Here is a 13,105-nt window from a genome sequence, read left to right on the forward strand (position 1 = left end):
AATCCAATTTCTCTCATAGGAAGGTGAACACGGTGATAAAAATTAAAAAAGTCCTAAATTCAAGCGTAGTATTGGTAGAAAATGAACAAAAAAAAGAATACATTCTATTTGGTAAAGGAATTGGTTATGGACAAAAAGCTGGGAGTATCATTGAGGAACAGCAAGCGGATCAAATCTTCCTGCCAGTTGAGAATATCAAAGTGAAAGAGTTTCTTGGTTTATTAGACACCATTCCACCTGTATTTATCGAGCTGACTCAGCAAATTGTAAATTTTGCTGAAGAAAAACTGAACACCAAGCTTAATACAGGGATCTATTTTACGTTGATGGATCATTTACATTTTGCCGTAGAAAGATATATAAAAAATATCAATATCACCAACCGCGTATATTGGGAGATTAAAAATTACTATTCAGAGGAATTTGAAATTGGCGTATATGCCCTAAAGCAAATGAATGAAAAGCTCAATGTAGAATTACCAATCGAGGAAGCAGCCAATATTGCTTTTCATTTAATCAACGCTCAAGGGGAAAAGAAAGAATCGAAAGATGGCATGAAGTTTGCCAAAATGATTGGGAGCATCGTCAACTTAGTTCGGTATACGTTGAATATCAACATGAATCTGGAAAACATCCATTATACTCGGTTTATCACCCATGTTAAATTTTTTGTAGAACGCTTCTATACAGATAAGATGATTGATGAAAAAGACAATACACTGTTCGAGCAAATTGCCAGCTTATATCCACAGGCTATGGATGGTGCGTTTAAAGTAAAAGAATATATTAAACAAGTTCACGGAATTACCATTCCGAATGCCGAACTAGCCTATCTTGCCGTTCATATACACAGGTTAATTTCCTATAATCAGCTTGGATAATAAGTATGCACAGGGACGGTTCTTATGCTTCGGAAGCATGAGAACCGTCCCTTAATTCTCCTCTCTTCTATAATAATTTCCCCAGGTGTTAATCCTTTTACAAAATCAACAGCAGTTCCCACTCCGATTTTTACAGCCCTCGCTGCCCATGCAAAGGTGATTTGGGTACCTAACTCACAACCTGATTCGACTATATTCTCGCTATACTTTACCAATCAAACATTTAATTAAAAAAGCGGAATCCTTTGTTCTTAAAGTCATTCTCTTGAAAACTAGTAAAAATACTGTCGAGTCAAGTTAGGATAATATACCGAAATCTCTCCAATTTCCCGGAAAATTTTATAATTATCGACTCAGCCGAGACATTTCCCATTCTTTCCCCATATCTCGCAAGTAATCAAACATTTGTTTAAAAACGCCACTATCCGCGTGGTTGCAGATTTTCTCATTCCATTGGTCTGAATAAAATGTCGAAACCTTCCCTTATGTAGGCAACTTCTTGGAGGCAAAAGAACCGTCCCCATGCTTCCCAAATTTATTTCAAAAATTGATTATGTTTTGATGAAAATTTGTCCATGCTAGTTTTAGAGTTTTTAAAACAGGGAGGTTGCTAACATGCTACTATCTAAAATTCGGAACGACGGCCTATTTAAGTTTCTGACGATTCTTAGTGCAATTACGGTGCCCTTATGGAATTATCAGCAGGCAGCGAATGCCGATAAGCCTTCTTCCCAGGTCACGGTTACTGTACCGACACTTAATGTCCGGGAATCTGCCGATCTTTCAAGTAAGGTAATTAGCCGCGTTCATCAAGGAGAAACTTTTGATATCATTCAAAAGCGGAATGATTGGGATCAAATTAAACTAGTAAATAACCAAACTGGCTGGGTGTACGACGCCTACATAACTTCTACTGAAAAGATCGCTGGAACCATAAACACCTTTTCTTTAAACGTCCGGGAACGTCCTAGTGCCTCTAGTAGTATCGTAGGGTATTTAAAATCGGGAACAAAAATAACCATCCACACGGAGCAAGCGGGATGGGCCAAAATTGTCTCTTCTTCTGGTGTGAGCGGGTGGGTGAACGAAAAGTACATCGATAAAGAAACACCTAGCAGCCATCACACACAACCTGCAGCTCCAACACCAAAGAAGGATGGTAATACAAATGAATTAAAGGTAGCTAGGGCAGCAGATGCCCCGATGACTACTCCATCCGAGAATTCCGTGCCTTTGCCAAATAATCAGGCACCGCTGAAAGGAAAAACGATTGTGCTTGATCCGGGCCATGGAGGGAAAGATAGGGGAACAACCAGTGTTGCCCGCACACCTGAAAAATCATTGAACTTACCAACAGCCGAGGCCGTTAAACAAAAACTTGAAAGTGCAGGCGCCCAAGTCATCTTGACTCGAACAAATGATACGTATATTCCTTTAGAGCAACGTGCAAAAATCTCCAACCTAAACCAAGCAGATGCGTTTATAAGTTTTCATTACAATTGGTCCAATAATCCATCGGTCAATGGCATAACTGACTTTTACTATCAAAAATCCAGTAACCCACTAGCCACCGCTATCTTAAACCAAGTGGCCAAAGAAACAAACTTAACAAACCTAGGAACAAGATACAACAACCTAGATGTTCTCCGAAACAACAAACAACCAGCCACCCTAATCGAACTCGGCTTCCTATCCAACCAACAAGAAGACTCCATCGTCGAAAGCCCTCAATTCCGTAATAACGTAGCCCAGGGAATCTACCTCGGATTACTAGATTACTTTCAGTAAGAAGCATGGGGACAGTTCTCATGCTTCTTTTTATTCATTACGGCTTCATTTGGTCGTACAGACTTTGGATTGATTAACCACTAGGTCTACCATTGATTCATTCCGGTAAAGTGAAAAAGGGGCGAGTCCTTCTCCCCCCAATGAGTGATATGCTTCTTCCATAAATCCTCACTCTTTCACTTCTCCAAAAAAGTATGGCGAAGCAGAAGAACCGTCCCTGTGCTTCCGATGGCGGGAAGCACAAGAACCGTCCCCACGCTTACTGAACAACCTTAATATAGAAATAGATATCCTGCCCCACTTTATTCGGCTTTGTGAGGAGTTGGTAGCCATGTTTTACGGCTTCCTCCGGGACACTTCGAAACGATTGTGGACAGTCGGCAATGACTTGTAATACTTCACCGATTTTCATGGTTTTTAGCGCATCCAGCGCATAAATAACAGGGTACGGTCAAGGCTCGCCGCGAATGTCTAACGTGTAGTTAACATCGATTACTTGTGACATCCATTACGCCTCCTTTGTAACATGAGAAATCCGGTCCGTTTTCTGAGGTTTGATTCCTTTTCCGTAGCGGAACCGCTTTTCCCACCAATTTGAAAGTAAGAACCAAGCAGCAAGCATGGCAATGGTTCCAAACAGGGCCCCCATCGGTCCCCATTGTTCGATTAAGTTTACTTTTGCTCCCTTTTCCACAAGGGCATGATAGATGCCGAGATGATCCCAGCCATAAGCAAGAGCCGTTGCTCCGACAATATTACCTGCGCCAACTACCCAATATAACAATTGACCTTCCATTGCCCGATACATCATGCCTGTCTCACAGCCACCGGCTAGAACAATACCAAACCCGAAAAGAAGTCCGCCAATTGCCGTGCTAGGTGCAGCCATCTTGATAAGAGCGACAGAACCATTTTGAATATAAATAAAGGTGATAACAACACTGATCAGCATCCCAACCGCAATCGCTTTGGACATCACAGCTCGCCCGCTAATCCATAAATCACGGAAAGCGGAAGTGAAACAAATTTGTCCGCGTTCAATTAGAATCCCAAACAAAGCTCCGGCTATACAGGCAACCGCGAGCATTGATTTGCCTGTTGTGAAAAAGTAAAGAACAAGTCCAAGGTACAAAAGCGCAAAAATGAGACCGAGCAGCGGCTGAATAGTCCTTTTTTGGACAGGCTGAGTAACAACCGGGTTCATTGAGCCTTTAGTCAAGAGTGGTTTTCCACGCCACCATTTGGTATTCACGACTTTAACGCCAAAATAGGTTCCAATCGCAGTGGTCAACATAAAAATCCAGGAATGAAATGAGAATTGAGGGACACCTGTGAAAAAGGCGGCCAAATTACAGCCAAGGGCAAGGCGTGCGCCAAATCCTGCGATGATACCACCGATAAATCCTTGGAGTAACCGCCGCTTTTGTTTCGGTACACGTATTTTAAAACTGTTACTTACCAAAATCGTAATCAATGCACCAACAAGCATCCCGATGACAATCCAGCCGTCGGTCCGGCTGATCGGTGTTCCTTCGATACCGACCAATTGAAAATACGCCCATTGTGACACATCGACACCAAACCATTGTAAGATGTGTCCTCCTAATCTGGTGAATTCCCCTGTAACGGCCCAAACCGTACCTGTAATCCCGAAGTAGAACGCACTAGCTAGACCAGCTAAACTAATGGCTATGTAAGGATTCCAGTATTCTTTAAAGATTTTTTGGTAAAGATTCATGAAATCTAACTCTCCCTTTCATGGGACGATTCTTGTGGCCTGCAGCGTCAGAATATCCCAATGGAATTGTTTTAAACTGTTTATACACACAAAAAAAGCCCAGCAATTTCTAGGCATTTAAAAAAATCTATACAAATACTAATGTAACGATTATGAGGCAACTGAACAATTCGATTTATCGATAAGTTGAATGGGTATTTATCGGAATAGCAAATACTTAGTGGATCAGCAATCAAAAAAAAGAAGCATGAGAACCGTCCCCATGCTTCTTTCCTTTATTTTGATACGGTAGCCGTTCTTACTGCGCTAGTTTGTGCTTTTGCGTCTTTTGCGTATACATATAGTTTTGTACCTGCGGGTTGTTTTGGAATGTATACCTTGTAGTTTCCGTAAAGATTGGCTTGGGTTGTGTATGTTTTTGCTCCGATTTTGATGATTACTATTGCATATTTCTCTGTGTTTCCTGTCACTGATGTGGAAGTGTATCGAACTGTGTTCACTGTAGGCATGTTCGGTGCTACGCGAATGACTACGGTGTCTCTTGCTGCGCTTAGACGGCCTGCACTATCTTTTGCGGTGATGGATAGCTTTGTTCCTGTATTTTGCGGCGTAATGGCTACATTGTAGTTTCCATACACATTGGCTTTTGCGGTATAAGCTTTACCTGAAACGGCCACGGTCACGATGGCATTTGCTTCAGTTTTCCCGATTACGTTCCAAGCCTTATTATTAACTGTGTTCACAACTGGTAAATTCGGAGCCGCTTTTACGACTGTAATGGCTCTGGCCGCACTTACATTACCTGCTCGGTCTTTCGCTATTACCGAAATCTTCGTTCCTGCGTTTTGGATTGGAATAGCTAATTTGTAATTTCCATATAGGTTCGCTTGTATATTATATGCTTTTCCAGCAATCGTGGCTGTTAAAATGGCATATGGTTCTGTTTTCCCCGTTACATCTGCAGACTTATTCGTCACAGCATTTACTACCGGGGCTGATGGCGCCGTTTTATCGGCTACTATTACCGATGAAGATAAGCTTTGTGCATTCTGCTTATCCTCGTAGGATACCGTTACTGTTGTCCCCGCTTTTTGAGGAGCAATCCCTGCTTTGAAAAATCCGTTTGCACCAGCAGTGGCAATCTGACTTGTTCCATTCTTTACTTGTACCCTGCCATACGCAGGTGCTTTTCCAGATACGGATAAATCATTATCATCCACCGGGCTGACTTCTAACTTTTTTATAAGATAAGCAGAGGAAATATAACCTGCTAGTTTTTGATCTTCCGTTTTGACTGGGTACCATACAAATTGGTTTACACTGGAAGCGTTTTGATCAAATACAAAATTCCCTGAAATAATCAGCGTCGTATTTAATGCTAACTCCTTCAACAAGGAAGTAGAGTTACTAGTAGGTACTGACCTTAACTTTGCCTTATCCTCAGTTACAACTACTTTGTCTCCCGTATGAAACAGGGCAGTAGAAGCATGCACCTGGTCAGTTAGTGTATACACTCGCTTTTTGAATACAATATTTGCGTCACTGTTAGAATCATATTGAAAGTCAGCTGTACTAAACGGATACTGTGCTAATTTAGTATCACCCAAAAAGCTCTCTTGTTGAAGAAATCCAAAAACCTTTTCTTGATAAGCTTCGGTATTTTTAGTCCCATCCGCCTGTTTCAGTGGACTATTAACGGGCTTTGTCCCATTGTAGGCCATGACTGGGAAGTACCAATTTTCAATGACCTCAGGTCCTGCCCCTTGAATCTTTGGCAAATCAGTCCGCTGATACATGCTCTTTAGGATGTCAACACCTGCCTGGATATTGTAGTAAATATCAGTTTTCAACTTCGATTGATCATAGTTTGGTTGATTGGTAATTTGCATAAGGCCAATACCGCCATCCGGTGCAATAACAGGCTGTCCATTTGCTTCAAATTGTCTCCAACCACCATTTTCTTTTGTGGCCACAGCTTTGACTACTTCGGGCGGAATATTTGCCTCTAAGGCAGCATTCGTCAATAAGCAGTTCATTTGCTGAAAAGATGGATTTTGATTTGCATTCACTTTCGCACATTTAGAAGGCCATAAAGCCTCCGCAGAAGCCTCCTTATAAGACCAAGAACCACCCAGAAGTATTAAACTAGCAAGTACTCCCGCTCTCCATAAAATTGATTTCATCCCATTCCTTCTCCCATCCATTGCATTTACAATATAATACATTTTATCCTATAGATTAGTATTTTGCTAGAAAAGAAGCATGGGGACGGTTCTTGTGCTTCCAAAAAAGAAGCATGAGAACCGTCCCAATGCTTCTACTCAACTATAGATTTAATAATGTTAAAAATATAACCGATCTCAGGTATATTCATTTGAACACTATAACTTTTTTCAAGTACACTGAATGCGTTTCTTATCATGCTTATTTCCTTTTTATGGATACGTTCAAACTCTTCTTGATTAGGATATTCTGATATCGGTGCCTTTCTTATTAAGCGTTCAATCATGCAACTGACATGAACAAATAAAGCAATTTTTTTATCATTGGGCAGCGTTTGTCTCATCTGATTCTCCAACTGCTTTATTCCTTGTTCCACCTTTGAAATAACTTTTTCCGTATCTAAAATAATCAAGGAATCAATCACTCTTCGGAGAGAAAAATTCTTGATGATTCTATCATTCACTTTTCGAATCGTTTCCGGAGGCGCAATTTTCTCAAAGATTTTGAAAACATCATTTTCACCTTTTCCAGAAATGATATCTTCTAATGAAATAAAATTGATTCCCTCGATTTTAGGATTGTCTGTTCCCACAATCGCCAAAACATCATAAATTCTAAGCGGGGGCTCGTTCATTCCATTTTTCTTTAGACGCTCAAAATCATGTGATACTACTTTGATATCTAGCAAATCTTCCATACTTTCAGAAAGTAATTGCTGAATCTGCGTGGCCGTTCCAATACCTGTAAAACAAGAGGAAACAATCGCGTATTCCTTGCGTTTAGATGGATAGTAAAGATTAATAGTAGGCCGAACGAGTTGCTCCAAAGGCTGCAGCATCTCTTCAATCGATTTGCCTTGTGACAAATAATTCCCGATTTCTAAGGCAAAAGAAGTCGAAACCTGATCTATACAAAGGAGTGGACCTTTAATTGCCTCTTTGATTTGATCATGAAGGAGGCTTAGCGACCCCATATCCACTAAAACGACCAACCCGCTGGAAGTATCATTTTCTTCTATATATTGAAGCATTTGTTTTGTAATATCTTTAATAGATGACTCAACAGGCATGTCAATGAAGTCATATACCTTAACACCTAATAGACGATTACAGACATTGGAAATACTGCTCGCTGTTGCATAACCATGGGCAATAATCATCGCCTTTACACGGTTATCATGATGCTGTATTTGCTTTTTACACAAAAATAATGTCATCAAAATAATATCTTCATGATATAAATTTAATTCCATTCTCTTTTCGATGAAGGATATGACTTTCGCCGCTATTGAATATTCTGCTTTGTATTGTTTTTTTATAAATTGAAGCATTTGTTTTGTCAACATCTCATCCTGTTTATTAAGGATAAACGGATGGGACTTGAAAAATAAGTAGGAGGACAGCGTATATACGCTATTTCCATCATATTTAATATTATATTGGTCTTCTAAATAACGAAAAATGTCCTGTATAGCGGAAAGATTAAATTCCATCATGAAGCTCTTTGATTCATTCGGTCTTTCAAAAATTAAATTGTCCATCATGACCGTAATTTCTTCTGTACACTTCTCAAGAAATTTGGATTCTTTCCATTCACTATTTTCCAATTTAGAAAAATACCCTAAACAATTTCTGTAGGTTTGCTCTATATGCTTAATCTTCGTTTCGTCCACATGTAGGATTTGCTTTTTTTTATCAGGAAGGAATAATACCCCTCCTTCCTTTAAAGCATAATGATCAAACAATTGTGGGGAGCTCTTATAAATTTGGCCAGGCAATTCCTGTAACGTGATAAAAATTTGGTCCATGTTATTCGTTTTCTTGGAATAGGCAAACCCGCAGGCATATTTAATAATGTTCTTGCATTCTCCAATATTACCTCCATAGTAATATTTATTTAAAATATCAAGTGCCTTATTGGTGACATGGATTGGAATACCGAGCAATTTGGATTCCTCGGTAAAAAAATGCTGAATAAACTGACTTTTTTCAGCCTGCCCCCGTTCTTCAAGACTCGGCACATTCACAGTAATAGGAATTCTTCTTAAAAATGTTTCCAAAAACACAGATAAGCTTTCTGTGGTTGCAAAAATTAAGCGGACCTTGGATTTTCTGACCACGGTTGTTTCACCCATTCGGGAAAAAGTTCCCTGGTCCATAAACGTAAATAATTTCTCCTGTCCTTCCCGATCCAGCCTATGAACTTCATCCAAAAACAATATACCTTGATCAGCCTGCTCAATGAGTCCCCTTTGCTCTTTGATCGCACCAGTAAAGGATCCCTTTGCGTGGCCAAACAGATAACTTGTCAGCAATTCCGGATTATTCGCATACAAAGCACAATTAAATACATAAAAAGGAGCATCAGCGGCAATGATCTTTTTTACCCGGGAATAGTCATAAATCAGCTTGGCCATAAAGGTTTTTCCTACTCCAGTTGGTCCTAGCAGCATTAAAGGTAAGCCATTGTCCGGATAAAAGATAGATGTTTTTATTTGCTGAATCGCTTCTTTCAGACTCTTCTCATAGCCAATCAACTGACTAAAAATAGCTTCTTCTCTATCGTTTACCAGTTCGTTTTTTAAAGCCCCAAAATTATCATAAATGGAATTTTCCACACTTCCATAATTTTCTTCGATTGTCTCCCTGTGTAAAAAACAAACGGGACGTGTATTAACTTTCAAAAGAATATCTTCTTTAACCAATTCATTCAAAATTCTACTTGCTCTTGTTCGATCTATATTAAAGCGGAAAGCCACAGCTTCTGTTTGATAGGGTTCAAATCCTTCTTCGTGCTCAAAGGAAAACTTGGTAGTCATTTCAATCATATAATTGATCAGTTCATCATACATCCTGTTAGCCTCCCATCTATCAAGAACTACTTTAAAATTAATTTTACTATATAATTATACGGCATTCTATAAGGTTCTATAATGTATTACAGTGGAGTAAATGGAATGTATTGGTAACTTTTTATATAAAAAAACCTAAATCGTCCAGTAGTATGTTTATATAAAAAGGCCGGATCCCTTTCTGCTTAAAGGGTCCGGCTATTTATGATTCACTTGTAATGCCTCGGATTTTTCCGACCGTCACGCAGGCATTTTACACTATAGTAATACTTTTGTTTATGACGTCTATCAGTGATTGGCCAGCCATAGATTCAATCCGCAGATCGTAATCATGGAAGGTCAGTTTTGCCGTTATAGGATTCGGTACGATGACACAAGTTACACCAGCTGCTTTTGCCGCTATCGCTCCATTGTTTGAATCCTCAAAAGCGACGACCTCATTGGACCTGACCTTTAATGCATCCAAGCATTGAAGGTAAACCTCGGGATCGGGTTTAACCTTTTTGACATCATCACCGGTCTTAATGACGTCAAAGAAATGGAGTAAATCAAGCTTCTTTAGAAAATGATCAATCCATTCCCTGTCCGAACTGGTAGCCAAACCAATCTTGAGACCCAACTCTTTTGCCTGTGTTAAATAATCATGGACTCCCTCTCGCATATCAATGTCGGCAATTTTTTCACGATGGTATTCCCTCACAAGTTGTCTAATCTTTTGGACACTAACCTTGCTGCCCAAGCTTTCTTCTATATATTGATCGATAATGGTTCCTTTTGTTCCGACACACGGGAGGAAAATTTCTAATGGAAACTCAACATTAAACCTTCCCAATACCTCTTTAAAACTATCATACCAAACGGTTTCGGTATCAATGATCAGTCCATCAAAATCAAAGACAACTGCCTTCATCAACGTATGAACCTCCCTTTCTTAAATCCACTTTAACATCTACTTATTAAACTTCTTACTTTCCAATTTCATATGAAATTGCGGGTCTTTTGGAATACTAGGGTTCACTCCTTTTAATTCAGGCACCTTGGCACAAATTAATTGAATTGGAATAATATATTCAAACGTTTTATAATACGCATGGTTACTAAAGTCTGCTTTCATATTTTGTGTGGCTTCCCCTGCATCCTTACCAATTACGTAAATATTCTCAGTCCACTCGGATAGAACATTAATCAATTTCTCTACCCTTTTTTCAACACCTGTATCTAAGATAATAAGGGTGGAATCTTCATTAACCGCATTGTAAATACCATGAATAAATTCCTCAAACTCATAACCGGTGACAGGCACCCTTAAAGTCTCAAGCATTTTTAGAGCACTTTCTAGTGTATCTCCATACACTTCGCTTGTTCCCACCACGCGAATTTCTTTTGCCTGAGCCAGTTTTTCCTTATTTGTTTCGACCCACTGAAGGGATGTATCATATATTTTCAAAAAATGATCCGCACTCTTCTTCAATTCAGCGATTTCATCTGCATATTGTTCTTTTGTTAACTTGCCTGTTTCTCTAGCTAATTGAAGGGAAAGAAGAATTAGATTTAATTTCGTGCAATAAAATCCTTTTGTTTTCGCCCCTGCCAATTCTTCTCCACAACGAACTGTTAAGATAAAATCTGCGGGTTCATCAATCAGCGCATTCTCTTGTCCAGCCATGGAAGCAATCAAACAGCCTTTCTCCTTCGCTAGTTTCATCGCATTATAGGTGGAATAGCTGCTGCCTCCCTGTGAAATACCTATAACTAGAGTTCTAGAATTATCCCCAATAAAAGTCAGCTCATCGATGGCAAATGGATAATAGATATCTACGCGAATTCCTAAGAAATGCTGCATGGCTTTATGCACTTGAAGTCCGGAATGATAGCTTGTACCAGAGCCGGTTACAATGATCCGGTCGATGTCCTTTGTTCTTACATCTGCAAATATTTCATCTGCTTGCTCGATAATCTCATTCATTCTTGCTGGTGTCTCTTGTAAATAATCTTCAATTCTCATCTTTTTCTTCTCCCTTTCTTTTATAAAATACCGGCCCAGTGAATCAATATTCCGCCGATAATGATCCCAAGTGTTAGTTTCGTGATACTTACTTTTCGTTTCATTAAGGTAAATACTACAAAGGTTATTAATAATGGCAACATGTTTGGAAAAATTTGATTTAATATGTCTTGAACAACTACTTTTGCTCCATTGATATTCAAATGAAGGGGGGTTTTTACATTTAACATCGTGGCTACCATTCCTCCGACAACAACTAGTCCAATAGTTGTCGCAATCGCCATTATTTTTTCCATCAAGCCTTCTTTTTGAATTTTCTCAAGAGAGGATACACCCACCCGGTACCCTAATCTCAACCCCGCGATTCTTACAAATAAGTGCGGAATATTATATAAAAGGAAGAATAGAATAGGGCCAAAGATATTTCCTTTTGTCGCTAGGGAAATCCCAATTCCTGCTGCGATGACTCTGAATGTGCCCCAGAATAATGAGTCTCCAATTCCGGCAAGCGGGCCCATTAAGGACGCCTTTACGGCATTGATAGAATTGTCATCGAAGTCTTCATTGTTCGCGTTTTGTTCTTCCATTGCTGCTGAAATGCCCATTATTGTGGTTGAAATCGCAGGTGTCGTGTTAAAAATCTCCAAATGGCGATTTAACGCCTTTACCTGATCGTCATGTTGCGTATACAGTTTTTTGATAACGGGAATCATTGCGTATACATATCCCATATTTTGCATCCGTTCGTAGTTGAACGCTCCTTGAAGGGCTAGCGATCTCCAAAAAACTTGGCGAAGTTCTTTTTTCGTCACCTTTATCTCAGTCAAAGTCAATCTCCCCTTCCGTTAAATTATCGATGGCCATAGAGCCATTTCCAACCTGGGTTTTATTATTATTTATAACAATATGAATAATAATGGCAATACAAGCTCCGAATAAGGCAATGGCTGTAATATTTAATCCGAGGTAGGAGGCTGCCAAAAATCCAAGGAAGAAAAATACGGCCATTTTCTTCGAATAGAGCATATCAAGCAATAAGGCAAATCCGACGGCAGGAAGCAGATTCCCAGCAACGCCTAACCCATCAAGAATCGTTTTAGGAACAGCATTTATTAAACCTTTTACTTGGTCTGCACCTAAAATGATCGCTAAAAAGGTTGGAATAAAAACACTTAGGAAGAATAGTACCGGTGGTATCCACATCATCAATGTCACACCACGAAAATCGGCCTTGGCAGCAAACTTTTCTGCTTTATGCATAAAATAACCATTAACGATACGTACTAAAACCCCTAAAGATTGAGCTAACACAGCAATCGGAACAGCAATAACCAACGCTACCTCCGGCCCTTTCCCGGTTAAAATAGCAAATGCAGTTCCCAGTACCCCGCCTGTTACAACATCCGGAGGAGTTGATGCACCAATTCCTGCAATCCCCATCCAGATTAACTCTAGCTGGGCCCCGATTATGACACCCTGCTTGACATCGCCAAGAACCAATCCGACTAATAATCCGGTAACGAGAGGACGCTCGAGCATGAGGGCACCGAAAATCCGGCTGTCCAAGATGCCAATTCCTGCAATAATTCCCAGCATAATTGCTTGTGAAACCATTTTAT

Annotated in this window: 10 protein-coding genes; 2 read left to right on the top strand and 8 right to left on the bottom strand. The window is 39.7% G+C overall.

The window, feature by feature from the left end:
* Positions 1–32 precede the first annotated feature (32 nt).
* Together J7E81_RS08380 and J7E81_RS08385 are read left to right on the top strand one after the other, a co-directional pair.
* Positions 33–881, top strand: a complete 849-nt coding sequence (locus J7E81_RS08380) for a PRD domain-containing protein (protein WP_215041704.1) — start codon at positions 33–35, stop codon at positions 879–881.
* 615 nt (positions 882–1,496) lie between these two features.
* Positions 1,497–2,669, top strand: coding sequence for an N-acetylmuramoyl-L-alanine amidase family protein (locus tag J7E81_RS08385; RefSeq protein WP_215041705.1), 1,173 nt, complete (start codon positions 1,497–1,499; stop codon positions 2,667–2,669).
* 259 nt (positions 2,670–2,928) lie between these two features.
* On the opposite strand, the gene J7E81_RS08390 is transcribed toward J7E81_RS08385, so the two are convergent.
* The 8 genes from J7E81_RS08390 to J7E81_RS08425 form a co-directional block, all read right to left on the bottom strand.
* A complete protein-coding gene (locus J7E81_RS08390) occupies positions 2,929–3,108 on the bottom strand; it encodes a sulfurtransferase TusA family protein (RefSeq protein WP_308162178.1) in 180 nt (59 codons plus the stop codon).
* A gap of 69 nt (positions 3,109–3,177) precedes the next feature.
* Entirely contained in the window at positions 3,178–4,407 is a 1,230-nt protein-coding gene (gene yedE / locus J7E81_RS08395; RefSeq protein WP_215041707.1) for a selenium metabolism membrane protein YedE/FdhT, read from the bottom strand.
* Between the two features lie 275 nt (positions 4,408–4,682).
* A complete protein-coding gene (locus tag J7E81_RS08400; RefSeq protein WP_215041708.1) occupies positions 4,683–6,590 on the bottom strand; it encodes an Ig-like domain-containing protein in 1,908 nt (635 codons plus the stop codon).
* A 134-nt stretch (positions 6,591–6,724) separates the two neighbouring features.
* Positions 6,725–9,481, bottom strand: a complete 2,757-nt coding sequence (locus J7E81_RS08405) for a sigma-54-dependent transcriptional regulator (protein ID WP_215041709.1) — start codon at positions 9,479–9,481, stop codon at positions 6,725–6,727.
* 253 nt (positions 9,482–9,734) lie between these two features.
* Complete coding sequence (locus J7E81_RS08410; protein ID WP_308162179.1) at positions 9,735–10,391, bottom strand: HAD family hydrolase; 657 nt, start codon at positions 10,389–10,391, stop codon at positions 9,735–9,737.
* 39 nt (positions 10,392–10,430) lie between these two features.
* Positions 10,431–11,486: an SIS domain-containing protein gene (locus tag J7E81_RS08415; protein WP_215041711.1), complete on the bottom strand. Its 1,056-nt coding sequence runs from the start codon at positions 11,484–11,486 to the stop codon at positions 10,431–10,433.
* Between the two features lie 20 nt (positions 11,487–11,506).
* Positions 11,507–12,313 (bottom strand): PTS system mannose/fructose/sorbose family transporter subunit IID, encoded by an 807-nt coding sequence (locus J7E81_RS08420; protein ID WP_215041712.1) that lies wholly within the window; start codon positions 12,311–12,313, stop codon positions 11,507–11,509.
* On the bottom strand, positions 12,306–13,100 hold the full coding sequence (locus J7E81_RS08425) for a PTS mannose/fructose/sorbose/N-acetylgalactosamine transporter subunit IIC (RefSeq protein WP_215041713.1): 795 nt from the start codon (positions 13,098–13,100) through the stop codon (positions 12,306–12,308). The genes J7E81_RS08420 and J7E81_RS08425 overlap by 8 nt, the downstream gene beginning before the upstream one ends.
* Between the last annotated feature and the right edge of the window lie 5 nt (positions 13,101–13,105).

Origin of the sequence: Bacillus sp. ISL-18 (genome assembly GCF_018613415.1) — a bacterium.
In the GTDB taxonomy this organism is placed as follows: domain Bacteria; phylum Bacillota; class Bacilli; order Bacillales; family Cytobacillaceae; genus Neobacillus.